11 protein-coding genes and 2 CRISPR repeat arrays are annotated in these 14,032 nt (G+C 46.8%); of the genes, 7 read left to right on the top strand and 4 right to left on the bottom strand.

Annotated elements, in window-relative coordinates:
* Positions 1–141: 141 nt before the first annotated feature.
* Positions 142–759, bottom strand: a complete 618-nt coding sequence (locus D829_RS0118295; RefSeq protein WP_017690371.1) for a histidine phosphatase family protein — start codon at positions 757–759, stop codon at positions 142–144.
* 181 nt (positions 760–940) lie between these two features.
* Between D829_RS0118295 and D829_RS0118290 the strand changes: the two genes are divergently transcribed.
* Together D829_RS0118290 and D829_RS0118285 are read left to right on the top strand one after the other, a co-directional pair.
* The gene (locus D829_RS0118290) at positions 941–1,954 is read left to right on the top strand and encodes a helix-turn-helix domain-containing protein (RefSeq protein WP_017690370.1); all 1,014 of its coding nucleotides are present in this window, start codon (positions 941–943) and stop codon (positions 1,952–1,954) included.
* 189 nt (positions 1,955–2,143) lie between these two features.
* A complete protein-coding gene (locus tag D829_RS0118285) occupies positions 2,144–3,649 on the top strand; it encodes an alpha-glucosidase/alpha-galactosidase (protein WP_017690369.1) in 1,506 nt (501 codons plus the stop codon).
* A gap of 48 nt (positions 3,650–3,697) precedes the next feature.
* Here D829_RS0118285 and D829_RS0118280 read toward each other — a convergent pair whose 3' ends face one another.
* On the bottom strand, positions 3,698–4,255 hold the full coding sequence (locus D829_RS0118280) for a hypothetical protein (protein WP_017690368.1): 558 nt from the start codon (positions 4,253–4,255) through the stop codon (positions 3,698–3,700).
* 290 nt (positions 4,256–4,545) lie between these two features.
* On the opposite strand from D829_RS0118280, the gene D829_RS0118275 reads away from it, so the two are divergent.
* From D829_RS0118275 to D829_RS0118255, 5 genes are all read left to right on the top strand, one after another.
* The gene (locus D829_RS0118275; protein WP_017690367.1) at positions 4,546–5,316 is read left to right on the top strand and encodes an amino acid ABC transporter substrate-binding protein; all 771 of its coding nucleotides are present in this window, start codon (positions 4,546–4,548) and stop codon (positions 5,314–5,316) included.
* A gap of 111 nt (positions 5,317–5,427) precedes the next feature.
* Entirely contained in the window at positions 5,428–6,087 is a 660-nt protein-coding gene (locus D829_RS0118270; RefSeq protein ID WP_017690366.1) for an amino acid ABC transporter permease, read from the top strand.
* Between the two features lie 33 nt (positions 6,088–6,120).
* Positions 6,121–6,876 (top strand): amino acid ABC transporter ATP-binding protein, encoded by a 756-nt coding sequence (locus D829_RS0118265; protein WP_017690365.1) that lies wholly within the window; start codon positions 6,121–6,123, stop codon positions 6,874–6,876.
* Between the two features lie 225 nt (positions 6,877–7,101).
* Positions 7,102–7,539: a CRISPR direct-repeat array (repeat unit 33 nt; unit sequence GTCGCACTCCATACGGAGTGCGTGGATTGAAAT).
* Positions 7,540–7,601: 62 nt separating this feature from the next.
* Positions 7,602–8,861: a HipA domain-containing protein gene (locus D829_RS0118260; RefSeq protein WP_017690364.1), complete on the top strand. Its 1,260-nt coding sequence runs from the start codon at positions 7,602–7,604 to the stop codon at positions 8,859–8,861.
* Between the two features lie 635 nt (positions 8,862–9,496).
* Positions 9,497–9,841, top strand: a complete 345-nt coding sequence (locus tag D829_RS0118255; protein WP_017690363.1) for a DUF4190 domain-containing protein — start codon at positions 9,497–9,499, stop codon at positions 9,839–9,841.
* Positions 9,842–9,967: 126 nt separating this feature from the next.
* Here D829_RS0118255 and D829_RS0118250 read toward each other — a convergent pair whose 3' ends face one another.
* Both D829_RS0118250 and D829_RS0118245 read right to left on the bottom strand, forming a co-directional pair.
* On the bottom strand, positions 9,968–12,157 hold the full coding sequence (locus D829_RS0118250; RefSeq protein ID WP_346773282.1) for a YhgE/Pip domain-containing protein: 2,190 nt from the start codon (positions 12,155–12,157) through the stop codon (positions 9,968–9,970).
* 74 nt (positions 12,158–12,231) lie between these two features.
* Positions 12,232–12,810 carry a TetR/AcrR family transcriptional regulator gene (locus tag D829_RS0118245; protein WP_017690361.1) on the bottom strand — a complete coding sequence of 193 codons (579 nt, stop codon included), beginning with the start codon at positions 12,808–12,810 and terminating at the stop codon, positions 12,232–12,234.
* A gap of 340 nt (positions 12,811–13,150) precedes the next feature.
* A CRISPR array of direct repeats spans positions 13,151–13,995; the repeat unit is 32 nt; unit sequence GTCGCACTCCGTATGGAGTGCGTGGATTGAAA.
* Between the last annotated feature and the right edge of the window lie 37 nt (positions 13,996–14,032).

The following is a 14,032-nucleotide window of genomic DNA, read 5'->3' as shown; positions in this document are numbered from 1 at the left end:
CGGAGAGGACAGAAAAAACCTGAAAAAGCGAAGCGTTCGCCTTTATCCCCGGATTTTCCCTTTAGAAAGGGAATCAACAAATCTGGGGATAACAGCGATTGGAAGGTTGTTCTGTCATCGTAGTGTCAGTGTAAATAATCTTTATTTCAACTTATATAGATGCTCGGTAGAAGCGAACGCTATAATGGTGTAATTTCCTTGATCATGGATCAATGTGGTGATGGAGCATTCAGGGATAAGTTGGTTCTGCATAGCTATAAATTCGGAATGCCAGACGTTAAGCTCGCGCTCGGTAAAGGTTTGTACCAAAAAATCAGTAATGAGTCCACCATGTGCAACCACAATAATGTTACTGTTCTCCGGCTCTTCATTAGCCAGTTCGGTTAGGAGGGAGGCCAGACGTTCACCAGCCTGTTTTGCCGAGTCTCCCACGGGTGGAATGTAATCTGGGTCAGACGTACATCGTTCCCACATTGCAATGAATTCTTCGAATGACTGATCCGGGCAATCGCCCCAATTGGCACGTTCGCGGAGGCGAGGATCTACGGTGATAGGGGAAGGGGTGTGGCGGGCAATCATGCTGGCGGTTTCATGGGCTCGTCGAAGTGGACTGGTAAGGATTTTAGTAACGGGAAAGGTGGCTTTGGCAAAATGAAGTGCTGTGGCTTCGGCTTGTAAAGCCCCTTCGGAAGTGAGGGGGACATCCCCGATTCGTCGTTCTTTGAGACCATGTCTCACCAAATGAAAGGTGGTACTCATGAGTGGAAACCTCCTTAAGTATAGACAGTTTACATAAAGGATTAGATTATATACTAATTATATATTTATCTAATTGAATAATACAATGAGGCTTTTAACGAAGACAGTTTATATCCACCCGACACAATTGTTACAATGGAGAAAAGTGAGGATCAATCGTTGCAGGAATGGAGGTATGGACATGAGCATCACGAATCGCTGGACAGGAAGCCTGTATCAGGAGGCATTGCGAACAGAGGACTGCGGGCCACATTTCTACGCGTATTATTACAAACAATGGGACAACTATCGTATGTCCTATCACCATCATGATTCCACAGAGATCATGTATATCATTTCGGGAATGTGCCGGGTGGATGTGCAGATGCTGGATGGGAGCTCAGAGCAGACTATTTTGAAAAAAGGACAGTTTATTATGCTCGACGCAGGTGTCCCGCACCGATTGCTGGTGGAAGATGGTGTCCCTTGCCGGATGCTTAATGTGGAGTTTGGATTCTCAGACTCGCCTCCCGGAAAGTTATCTATCCGTCAGCTCGCGTTGGAAGAGGAAGAAGTCCATACTTTACTAACCAATGCTTCGCCATACCTGGTACTGCCTGATCCAGAAGAGGTGTATCACATTATGAAAAGTCTGGTGCTGGAACTTGATCAGCGCGGTCTGCTGGAGCAAGGAAGATCAACTACGCCGATGAGGATTATTCCGCCAGAGGAACGGTCGCATCATCGCGAAGCCCGGAATCTCTCGTCCCCGGAACAGGGTATGCTGGTGCGTACATTGTTCATCCAATTGCTGGTCCGTGTTGCACGTCTGCGCGGAGAGATGAGCCGGAGTGCGCCAGATCAGGCGGAGCTGTATGTAAAACGAACCATTGAATTCATGCATCACAATATGGATCGCAACATTCAGATGAAGGATATCGCGGCAGCCGTCAATCTGCATCCAGGCTATTTACATCGTATTTTTCGTCAGCACACGCAGCGGACACCTACCGACTACCTAACGATGCTTCGAATGGAGAAGGCCAAGATGCTGCTTCAGCAGACGAATATCCCGATTTCGGAAATCTCTGACTATGTTGGAGTGGGCAGTCGTCAGTATTTTCATATGTTATTCAAGAAATATACAGGCGGTACGCCAGTTGAATTTCGCTCCTCTATGGAACGACATGTTAGCCAGTACCCGTCGGATGAATAGGCCAATTGCAGTTATTTTCGAATACATATCGATTAGTGTAACCGGCGCGTAAAAGTTAGGATTTTTGACAACAAGATCTTGAACAGGTCATGATTTTGATAACGCTTCCCCTTTTGCCGTTGGTACAATGATTTCATGAAGAGATTCATTAACCGAAGCGAAAGATTCGGATTAGGGGAGGACATAGGCATGTCGTTTAAAGTGGCGTTTATCGGGGCAGGAAGTATCGGATTTACACGGGGATTGTTAAGGGATTTGCTCACGGTACCAGAGTTTAACAATATTGAAATTGCGTTCTGCGATATTAGCCAGCACAATCTGGACATGGTGACTGAGCTGTGTCAGCGGGATATCCGTGAGAATGGATTGAATATTCAGATTCAGCCGACAACAGATCGTAAAGAAGCATTGAAAGATGCGAAGTATGTACTGTGTACGATTCGTGTTGGGGGACTGGAAGCATTTGCAACGGATGTGGATATTCCACTGAAATATGGGGTAGACCAATGTGTCGGCGATACGCTGTGTGCAGGCGGCATTATGTACGGACAACGGGGAATCGCCGAGATGCTGGACATCTGTAAGGATATTCGTGAACAGAGCGCACCCGACGTGCTGCTCTTGAACTATTCCAATCCGATGGCGATGCTGACATGGGCTTGCAACAAGTACGGCGGAGTGCGGACGATCGGACTGTGTCATGGTGTACAGCATGGTCATCATCAGATTGCGGAAGCTTTTAGCTTGAAAAAGAGTGAAGTGGATATTATCTGTGCCGGCATCAACCATCAGACCTGGTACATTCAGGCGTCTCATGAAGGTAAAGACCTTACAGGTGATCTGCTCGAAGCCTTCGAGAAACATCCGGAGTACAGCCGCACCGAGAAAGTGCGGATCGATATGCTGCGCCGCTTCGGTTATTACAGTACAGAATCGAATGGTCATCTGAGTGAATATGTGCCGTGGTACCGCAAACGTCCGGAAGAGATCAACGAATGGATCGACCTAGGCAATTGGATTAACGGAGAAACAGGTGGGTATTTGCGGGTATGTACCGAGGGGCGCAACTGGTTTGAGACTGATTTTCCTAACTGGATGAAGGATGAACCGATGCAATTCATTTCGGAAAAACGGGGCGAGGAGCACGGTTCGTACATTATTGAAGGACTAGAGACGGGACGTGTCTATCGTGGACATTTCAATACCGTTAATCATGGAGTCATCTCGAACCTGCCGGACGATGCGATTATTGAGGCACCGGGATATGTGGATCGCAACGGCATCTCCATGCCGCATGTAGGGGATCTGCCACTTGGCCCAGCTGCGGTATGTAATGTGAGTATTTCCGTGCAACGGCTCGCGGTTGAAGCCGCGGTGAACGGAGATGACAAGTTACTTCGTCAGGCGTTTATGATGGACCCGCTCGTGGGTGCCGTATGTAATCCAAAAGAGATCTGGCAGATGGTCGACGAGATGCTGGTTGCACAGGCCCAGTGGTTGCCACAGTATGGTGACGCTATCACTGCCGCAGAAGCGAGACTCGCTGCTGGTGACCTGATTCCAACGAAGGAATATGAAGGTGCAGCACGTCTTAAGGTGAAAACGGTGGAAGAGATGCGGCAGGATCGCGATGCTGCGAACAAAAATGCGGGAGAATCGGATAAAGGGAAAGATCGCGAGAAAGTGCAGCAATAGATAAAAATGCGTAAGGGCCTTTCCGAAATGGAGGGGTCCTGTTTATTTCTACTTTTTTTCCACACCACGGATAACAAAGGCAAAAGAGGTATCACCCATGGAAACCTGCGAATTTTGAGGTGAAGTCCAGCGGGCAAAGCCTCCATAATAATGAGTACCTTTTTCCTGCGCTAACTGGAATGAACCTTCTCGTAAAGAGATGGGACGTGCCACTCCATTTACATATTCGACAAGAGTTAACTCGTCAGGTGGTACATTTGTACCCAGATGAATAGATATATTCTCGCCTACCAACACGGAGACAGGTACCTGACCTTCCAACAGTTCCATATCACCTGCATAGTCTGCACACATACTTTCCCAGCAATAACTGCCCTGTATAGCAGGAATAGGAGTGCCACTTTCAGTCTGTATCACTGGTGTAGGTAGTTCCTGATTTTGTTTTAATTCCGTTTTGGCTTCCTTTGCATTAGTTTTTGAGGGTGAGGCAGTTTTGTTTGTACCATGACTTGGAGTAGGATTACAGCCGGATAATATAAGCATAGTTGAAAGAAATACCAATGTGATCAATGTTCTTATCGTATTGAAGAATTTTATTTTATCCACCTCCTCAATATCTTCCAGACGAAAAGCAAGAGAGGAATGTTGCTAATCAATGAGTGGGTACGGAGTTGAAGGGTTCAGGAACTAAATTGGGATTTTCAATATGTGAGAAGCTGGTGGAACCGACACAAGTGAAAGAGTTTTTTTCACAGATTGTTGACAATTAAGCTGCATGAAATAGAAGGAAATAGGCAGGAGACTCGACTCTTCTCCCATGCTATGTTATTATAAATCTCTGATAACGTGGTAACGAGCTAAAGCGTTTTGGTTATAGACATGGAGGGATTCAAGAGATGAGAAAAAAAGCGATTCTACTATTATTCATCAGTATATGTGTATTGATTGTGGCTGGTTGTTCCAGTTCCGCAAGCAAAGACGATAACATGATTGTTGTAGGAATTGACGATAAGTTTGCTCCGATGGGTTTCCGGGACGAGCAGAATGAAATTGTTGGTTTCGATATTGATTACGCAAGAGCTGCAGCGGAGAAAATGGGTAAAGAAATCACATTCCAACCGATCGACTGGTCTTCCAAAGAGTTGGAGCTGAACAGTGGCCGGATCGACATGATCTGGAACGGGTACACCATTACAGATGAGCGCAAAGAGAAAGTACTCTTTACGAAGCCATATCTGGAAAACAGTCAGGTAGCTATTACACTGGTGGACTCGCCAATCACGAAGCTGGATGAACTCGACGGTAAAAATGTGGGATTACAGGCGCTGTCCTCCGCAGCAGATGCCCTTGCAGCAAGTCCTTTAAAGGACAAGGTGAAAACTTCGGAATTCAAGGATAATGTACTTGCACTGACCGATCTGAAAACGACGCGGCTGGATGCGGTCATTATTGATGAAGTGGTCGCGAGATATTACATGTCCAAGGAAGAGGGAAAGTACAAGTTGTTGGATGAAGCCCTTGCGCCGGAGCAATATGGTATTGGGATCAAAAAAGGCAATGAAGAACTTCTGAATCAGCTGCAAAAAGCGCTGGATGAGTTGAATGCAGACGGAACAGCGGCTAAGATCTCCACTCAATGGTTGGGTGAAGATAAGGTTCTGAAATAGACAGGTGTGACACCTGAAATATGAGTTAAAACAAAATGACCCCGTATTCCACGATGGAGCCCATGAAGCTGCCGAGGAGTGCGGGGTTAACAGATTAGAGGAGACATAATAATGAGTTGGGATTATATTTTTACCGTGATGAAGCCGATGCTGGAAGGGGCTCAGATGACAATTTTCATGTTTTTGGTCGCTATCGTGCTCTCTGTGCCGTTTGGTTTTGCTATAACGTTGATCATGCGAAGTCGTTTCAAACCCCTGGCCTGGATTGCCCATATGTACGTCTATGTTATGCGCGGAACGCCGTTATTGCTGCAAATTTTCTTCTTCTGCTTCGGTCTGCCGCTGTTGCCTGTAATTGGCGAATATTTGGTGTTTGATCGGTTTGTTGCGGCAGCAATTGCGTTTATACTAAATTATGCGGCATATTTTGCCGAAATCTTCAGAGGTGGACTGCTCTCCGTAGATAAGGGACAGCATGAGGCAGCTAAAGTGCTGGGTTTAACGAGACGGCAAACGATGATGAAGGTCATTATCCCACAGATGATCCGCGTGGTATTGCCTGCAACGGCCAATGAGTCCATTACACTGATTAAGGATACGGCATTGTTGTATGCAGTTTCTGTGCATGAGTTGTTGTATTATGCTCAAGCGGCAGTCAATCGGGATGGGCAGTTGATTGCTTTTTTCATCGCTGCGATCATGTACCTATTGATGACCCTGGTACTTACTTTGCTGTTTAAAGGATTGGAGAAGCGGTTTTCATTTGAATAAATTAAATCTGATCAATCAAAGGACTGTCTGCATATGACACATATATTAGAAGTAAATCAGTTGAGAAAATCTTTCGGTACACTTGATGTGCTGAAGCAGGTATCTTTCAACGTGGAACCAGGCGAAGTGATTGCCGTGATCGGGCCTTCGGGTTCGGGGAAAAGTACGATGCTGCGCAGCCTGATTCATCTGGAGGATATTTCGGGCGGAACGATTCGCATTCAGGATCAGACGTTGGTCGATAATGGCCGTTACGCTGGTGCGGCGGATATTCGAAAGATTACGGATCGCATGGGCATGGTATTTCAGCATTTCAACCTCTTCCCGCATCTGACTGTAAGGGAGAACTTAGAACTCGCACCAAAGACGTTGAAAAAAGATGGCTTGGCAATCATCCGGAAGCGCAGTCTTGAACTACTCGGTAAAGTAGGGTTGTCGGACAAGGCCGATGTCTACCCTGGTAATCTGTCTGGTGGACAGAAACAGCGTGTAGCTATTGCCCGCGCACTCATGATGCAGCCGGACATTCTGCTGTTCGATGAGCCGACATCGGCACTCGATCCCGAACTGACGGGAGAAGTGCTGCGTGTCATCAAACAGCTTGCACAGGAGAATATGACCATGATGATTGTCACGCATGAGATGGGCTTCGCCCGTGACGTTGCTGATCGTGTATTCTTCATGGATAACGGGGAGATCGCAGAGGCAGGTCCACCAGAACAGATCTTCGGCAATCCGAGGCTCGCACGTACCCGGACTTTTTTGCAACGGGTGGAAGTGGAAGGATAGAAGGCTGAACGTAGAGGTAGCCAGGTGCGAATGCCAAGCTCACATGAAATCCCTGGGAGATTCGCACCTCAGAATTTGTCGAAAGGGTCATTTTTGTTCCCTTTTGGCAATAAGTACTTGAATATTCTGGATGTTGTACATTAAAATGAATATAATAATTAGCTCGATAAACGAAAACACGTAATAAGTATATATTCATATGCTGCTGTTACGTGTTTTTTCGCTGTCGCACTCCATACGGAGTGCGTGGATTGAAATCCAGCGATCTGCGATCTGAATATTCTTACGTTGGTCGCACTCCATACGGAGTGCGTGGATTGAAATCTATACCAGTACCTACAGGCGCGGTAGCAACACCCGGTCGCACTCCATACGGAGTGCGTGGATTGAAATTGTCCGATGTATGAAGAATTTATAATCGCGTTTAGTCGCACTCCATACGGAGTGCGTGGATTGAAATAATCTATGTGTAGTAGATCCACCACTAACTTGCAGGTCGCACTCCATACGGAGTGCGTGGATTGAAATTATGAATCTCAGCAAGTATTCACACGCCTTACGAAGTCGCACTCCATACGGAGTGCGTGGATTGAAATACGAACACTCTCAAATGATTTACTCCAGAATAAAGTCGCACTCCGTATGGAGTGCGTGGATTGAAATATGACGAGCTTGCTGCGGGCTTGGTATAATGGAGGCAGAAACAGAGGAATGGAGTGAAGAGTATGTCGGAATTCAGAAGTAAAACCTACACACTCATGCACAAAAATGAACCCGTGGCTGAGATTAAACTGGATGAAGCGACAGTCTCTATTTCAGCTATTGGACAGGTCTATGCGAAACACCATGTACCCGTAGGCATACCTGTCAAGAAGGGGAAGATAGATCGTGCGGCACTGAATGAATGGTGGAGAGGCCGAGCGATTCCTGCCAGCCGGGACGGGATTCAAGAAGCACTGCTCGAATTGAACTTGTCTGTGACACAAAAACTGTTGGATAAAAGCTATGGACTTAGCTTGTCCGATCAATACTGGATTCGTCCATCTGCAACGGATTTGAGATGGAGCTCCATTAACTTTTTCGACAATTCCTTTTCTGAGGATGTGGGAAATGTATTGTTCGGGCAAGGTTCGTCAGATGTCATGAGTCTGATGTCGCCAGACAACACTTCCGATGGTTGGCTGAAAAAGAAGTGGGTAATCATGGGGAATAAACGTTGTCTGGTGAAAGGGGGAAGTGGCGCTACCCAGCAAGAGCCGTACAATGAAGTGATTGCGAGCAAGATCATGAAGCGGCTGGGTATCCCCCATGTTCCGTATACGCTGATGGAGCAGGAAGATTACCCTTACAGTGTTTGTGAAAATTTCATTACTCCGCAGACGGAACTCATTACCGCTTGGTATGTGATGCATACGGAGCAGAAGCCCAACCATATTTCGGTGTATCAGCATTACGTGAACTGCTGTACAGCGCTAGGAATTTCAGGTATTACTGACAACCTTGATCGAATGATCGTCGTGGATTACCTGATCGCCAATGAGGATAGGCATCAGAACAATTTTGGTGTGATTCGCGATGCGGAGACGTTGGAATGGATCGGGCCAGCGCCGATATATGATAGTGGGTCCTCACTTTGGTTTTCCAAGCCGCTTGGCTTGATTCGCGCAGAAGGTAAACTGAACTGCAAGCCATTCAAGCAGGATCACGATGAGCAGATCAAGCTGGTGACCTCCTTTGATTGGTTGGATTTGTCCGCACTGGACGGAATTGAAGATGATGTGAGGGATATTTATCGGGATTCACTTTTTGTGGACGAAGCTCGCTGTGACGCGATTTGTCAAGCTCTAAGGGGGCGAATTGAGCGTTTGCAGGAGATGGTTCGTTCCCGAAACATGCTAGGCTGGGTGGATGACCAAAGTGCCGATGTGAAAGAGAACATTGCGTACAGTGGCCTTCAGGGTGATGAAGAGGAGCAGCAACGTTAGACACGCTGTTGTAACAGTGTCTTGAAGCAGGTGCGAATGCCAAGCTCACATAAAATCCCTGGATTCGCACCTCAGAATTTTTCGAAAAGGTCATTTTTGTTCCCTTTTGGCAATAAAAACATGAATATTTTGGATTTTGTAGATTAAAATGAATATAAGTATTAGCTTGATACACGGATACACGTAATAAGTATATATTCATATGCCACTGTTACGTGTTTTTTCGCTGTCGCACTCTGTATGGAGTGCGTGGATTGAAATTTCCAGTAGATTTGATCTTTGCTATCTCTTCTGTTAGTTGCACTCCGTATGGAGTGTGCGAATTGAAATGGTAATGGCTATCTGCCAGAGGTAGCTTCGCCGGAGTCGCGCTCCTTGTGGGGTGTGTGGATTGAAATGCCCGCTTACTCTTTACTTGTTGTGATTTAGGGTGTCGCACTCTGTATGGAGTGTGTGGATTGAAGTAGCGATCCCTTCGCGGAGCTCAGTTTGATCAATCCCTCGTATGCATCGAGCCCTTGGCAGTCGATAAAGTAAATATATTCAATATAAATGGAGTATTTACAAGATATAGAGGTGACTATTTCTATTCATCGATTATAATGAACATACTTAATAAACAGGGAGGATTTACCTTGGAATATCGCGAAAATGATGTGGATCGTTATTATAACGACACATTGCCACCACCACCTTATGTAGCACCAGCCAAGACCAATAGTAAGTCGATTGTATCACTAGTTTTGGGGATTCTGTCCGTCACGATTCCTTACGTGGGTATTGTAATCGGAATCGTCGCCATTATATTTGCATCTTTGGCCTTCAAAGAGATCAGAGTTCGCATGGAGCAAGGCAGAGGATTAGCCATTGCTGGACTTGTTTGTGGAATCATCGGTACAGCGATGTATGTATTACTTATTTTGCTCGTGCTATTGTTTAGTTTCGCTATTTCAAGTTCTGAAATTTACTCTACATACTAGAAATATGAAGTTAGCAAACCTAGATTGTATCTTAAACTAAAAAAGCAAAGGCGTACCTTAGCCAACACCTCTGTTGTCCATAAGAGGGGGGCTTAGGTACACGCCTTTGCTTTTTAATTTACGAATTTACAGGTGAAGTGCGACTTCACTGCTGACGTTTTCGTTCTCCGTGGTGCGATGCATCCGGAAATACGTTAAGGTTCCTCCAAGCCCAATCACGGCGAATATGCACAGAACACCAATCTGATCCCAGGTTACACCGAACTGTCCACTTGAGATAACTGCTTTATAACCTGTTACCGAATAGGTCATAGGTAGCCATGGATTAAACACTTTCAGCCAATTTGGAATTAGTTCGAGCGGGAAGGTGCCTGCGCTGGTGGTGAGCTGGAAGATCAGCATCAGAATCGCGAGGAAACGACCTGGATTCTCCAGCCAAGTCACCAGTGCCTGAATGATGTACATGAAGCTTAGACTGGTAACAAAGCTGAACAAGAGGAACAATGGAACGCTCTGAACATTCAGACCCAAGCCATACAAGACCAGCCATGAAGCAAGCAGGGACTGTACAGCACTCATGAGTGTAAAAGCCAGCGTTTTACTCACAAAACGATTCCAGCCACTTGCCTCGCTAACCGTGCTGCCGCGTGTTGGCACTACCAATGTGGCAATCAATGCCCCTACAAATAGCCCGAGTGACAGGAAGTATGGCGAGAATCCTGTACCGTAGTTAGGTACCTCGTTATATTTATGCTCATCGACCTGAACAGGCTCTGCATACATGGTTACCAGTTCATCGGTCTTTTTTACACTCCCCGTCTGCTCAGCCGCTTCATTCAGCTTGGTGGCAAGTTTGCCAGAGCCGTCCGTTAGCTTAAGCGTACCTTCTTTTAACTGACCGGCGCCGTCATCAAGCTTATGTGAACCATCTGCAAGGGTTGAGATTCCGTCTGTAAGCTGGCTTACACCCGCAACCAATTTGCCTGCACCAGCATTCAATTGACCTGAACCATCCACAAGTTTGGCTCCTCCGGCTGCTGCTTCGGTCAACTTGGCGTTAAATTGTTGAAGGCCCGTTGCAAGCTGCTTATGTCCGGTCGATAATTGTGTTGCTCCTTGTAAAAGTTGCTGTTCACCCTGCACTAGTTGGGTGCTGCCTTGATGCAGTTGTTGCTGTGCAGCGTACAGGTTTTGGCTGCCTGCGACCAACTGCTGTCCGCCCTGATAGACCTGCTCGCTGCCCGTAGCTACGGCTTGGCTGGCTGCCAGGAGTTGCTGCACAGCAGGACTTGCGGCAAGTTCCGGACTCGCTTGGGCTAATTGGGCAAGACCTTGCGCAACCGCTTTGGCACCCTCGCTAACTTTGCCACTGCCCTCAACAGAACTTTGCAGCCCAGCAGTCAGCTTTGCACTGCCTTCCTCGGAAGCCGCCAGTCCTGCATCCAGCTTAGCTGTGCCTTCCTGAACAGATTGAAGGCCAGCCTGTAACTGTTTGCCACCCGCTTCAGCCTGCAATGCTCCATCACCCAGCTTCGTGCCTGCTGCTGCCAATTGAGACAGGCCACTGGACAGGGCACTCGCGCCAGTATGAAGATCACCTGTGCCTTGGGCGAGAGTGGACGTACCTTCTTTTAACGAAACTACGCCCGTTTCGAGCTTGTCGGTTCCATCCGCCAGTTTAGACAGGTTCTCTTTTAATGTAGCAGCACCCTCATCCAGCTTGATCGCACCATCATGAATCTGACCTGCGCCATCCCCGGCATCCGCCAAACCGCCAGAGATTTTTTCGACCTGATCCAATAGCGTTTCGGTATACGATTCTGTGACTTTGGCAGCGACTTTGGAGCGAATTTGTTTGACCGCCGTGCCGCCAATCTGACCCGCGAGGAAGTTGTATCCTTCATTGGGTTCATAGATCAGGTCTGCCGGCTCAGGGTGCTCATCCATCAGGGTTGTTGCTTTGGTGGAAAAGTCCTCCGGAATCACAATCGTCATATAATACGTGTTGTTTTGCATACCTTGTTCTGCTTGTTCACGAGTCACGAATTGCCAGTCGAAATCATCACTTTTCTTCAATTCATCGACCAGATTCTGACCGACCTCCAGTGATTTGTCATTGTAGACTGCGCCCTGATCCGTGTTGACCACGGCTACAGGTAATTCATTCATTTTGCCATAGGGGTCCCAAAATGCGTTCAGGAACAGGCCGCTATACAGCACCGGAATGAACAGTACAACGAGAATTGGAATAAATACTTTTGGTTTTTTGAAGGCGGACTTCAGATCCTGCCCAAATACGTGGAATGATTTCATCATGTTCTCTCCCCATCCTTACGCTAATCCGTTTGTTCTATCTCTATTATGTTTTGAATCTAGTGGCATGCCTTTCTCTATGTGGGGGATAAGCCATTCTTCAGAAAGAGGCCCACAAAATCCTTGATCTTATCTCTGTGCAACGTAGGATGCGCTTTGTTCCAATCTGAGGTTAAGGTGACATACAGCTTCAGCAGGACAAAAGAAACCAACTTGGGATCATCTCTGCGAATCTGCTCTAATTCCATGGCACGGCTGACCTGACGCTCCAGATATTCGAGAATGGCTGTTTCCACTTTTTGCAAACCTTCCTTGGCTTGCGGTGTACCGAACTCGTTAACCTCCTGAAAGAGCTTGATCAACAGCTCATGCTCCTCCCGGTACTCCAGCAAAGAATCCATACTCATATGCACGTTATCCAGAAAGGAGTTCTCTTCCTTCACCGTCTGCTCTGTAATCTGTCTCATATCCGCAATGATTGAGCGCAGAATCTCGCTAAACAGTTCTTCTTTATTATCGAAAAAAGTATAGATCGTTCCCTTGCCCACATTGGCAAGTCTCGCAACATGCTCCATCGTTGTGGCCTTGTAGCCAAACAGGGCAAAGGATTTCTCGGCAGAATCCATCACCTGTTGCCTTCGATCTATCGTTTTCATCACATATACACCTCCTTGTAGGTTGAAAGGATAATGGTAAGGTAAGCCCTTTATTGACCGTTTTACTATTATGGTCAGTTGGTCGTTAACAACTGTAGCACTTGAACAGGGAAGATGGATGTGATCTTTGTCATAAACGGATAGGACAGGTGCGAATGTGATGCTCACATGAAAACCCTGAGGGATTCGCACCTCAGAATTTGTCGAAATGGGCAAAATTGTTACCTTAAGGCAACATGTAGGCATAATTTGATTGAATAATGATATGGAAAGTCATAGAATAATAGTGAAAAAACGTGTTTTTAATGGCTCAAATCGTTAAGATACGTACTTTTTCGCTGTCGCACTCCGTATGGAGTGCGTGGATTGAAACTACTTTAGCCGGGATTATGGCGACTTATCTTGTAGTCGCACTCCGTATGGAGTGCGTGGATTGAAACCCTGCATGGATGGCAATCTCTCCCCGATGCTTGGTAGTCGCACTCCGTATGGAGTGCGTGGATTGAAACACTGCTCCTTATCTGCGAGTGAGTGGTGGAGTTACGTCGCACTCCGTATGGAGTGCGTGGATTGAAACAGTTCCCTTGTGATTGCATGTGTACCGTAACGTACAGTCGCACTCCGTATGGAGTGCGTGGATTGAAATATACGCTTGTACGATTTGGTTAGCTTCGAAAACGTCGCACTCCGTATGGAGTGCGTGGATTGAAATCATCCTTGAGCAGGAAGGGTGCTTCCCCTTTGGTGGTCGCACTCCGTATGGAGTGCGTGGATTGAAATGTATCGAACTTGGGGTAAAGTCAGATTTGGAAGCTGTCGCACTCCGTATGGAGTGCGTGGATTGAAATTGCTTCGTTGGAAGCGCGTCGATATAAGTTCCGCGTCGCACTCCGTATGGAGTGCGTGGATTGAAATCTTCTCTCCACCTTGGCTTGTAAAAGGACGATCGAGTCGCACTCCGTATGGAGTGCGTGGATTGAAATTTCGTGGTGCATTTACAGTGCGGCTTGTAAAAGGTCGCACTCCGTATGGAGTGCGTGGATTGAAATCGAAATCATTCATTAGCCATAGTAACGAATTTATCGTCGCACTCCGTATGAAGTGCGTGGATTGAAAATTCGGATAAGTGTGTATGGACGCTCATACTTGCGCAGTCGCACTCCGTATGGAGTGCGTGGATTGAAATCATCAACGCATACGTGTCCGCGTCACTGTCTTTGGT

It is taken from the genome of Paenibacillus sp. PAMC 26794 (assembly GCF_000316035.1).
In the GTDB taxonomy this organism is placed as follows: Bacteria; Bacillota; Bacilli; order Paenibacillales; family Paenibacillaceae; genus Paenibacillus.
Note: the sequence above shows the minus strand (reverse complement) of the source record. Positions and strands in the feature narration are given on the sequence as shown.

Coding starts and splice junctions, on each gene's coding strand:
- D829_RS0118295 (WP_017690371.1), bottom strand. CDS start 759: ATGAGTACCACCTTTCATTTGGTGAGACATGGTCTCAAAGAACGACGA.
- D829_RS0118290 (WP_017690370.1), top strand. CDS start 941: ATGAGCATCACGAATCGCTGGACAGGAAGCCTGTATCAGGAGGCATTG.
- D829_RS0118285 (WP_017690369.1), top strand. CDS start 2,144: ATGTCGTTTAAAGTGGCGTTTATCGGGGCAGGAAGTATCGGATTTACA.
- D829_RS0118275 (WP_017690367.1), top strand. CDS start 4,546: ATGAGAAAAAAAGCGATTCTACTATTATTCATCAGTATATGTGTATTG.
- D829_RS0118270 (WP_017690366.1), top strand. CDS start 5,428: ATGAGTTGGGATTATATTTTTACCGTGATGAAGCCGATGCTGGAAGGG.
- D829_RS0118265 (WP_017690365.1), top strand. CDS start 6,121: ATGACACATATATTAGAAGTAAATCAGTTGAGAAAATCTTTCGGTACA.
- D829_RS0118260 (WP_017690364.1), top strand. CDS start 7,602: ATGTCGGAATTCAGAAGTAAAACCTACACACTCATGCACAAAAATGAA.
- D829_RS0118250 (WP_346773282.1), bottom strand. CDS start 12,157: ATGATGAAATCATTCCACGTATTTGGGCAGGATCTGAAGTCCGCCTTC.
- D829_RS0118245 (WP_017690361.1), bottom strand. CDS start 12,810: ATGAAAACGATAGATCGAAGGCAACAGGTGATGGATTCTGCCGAGAAA.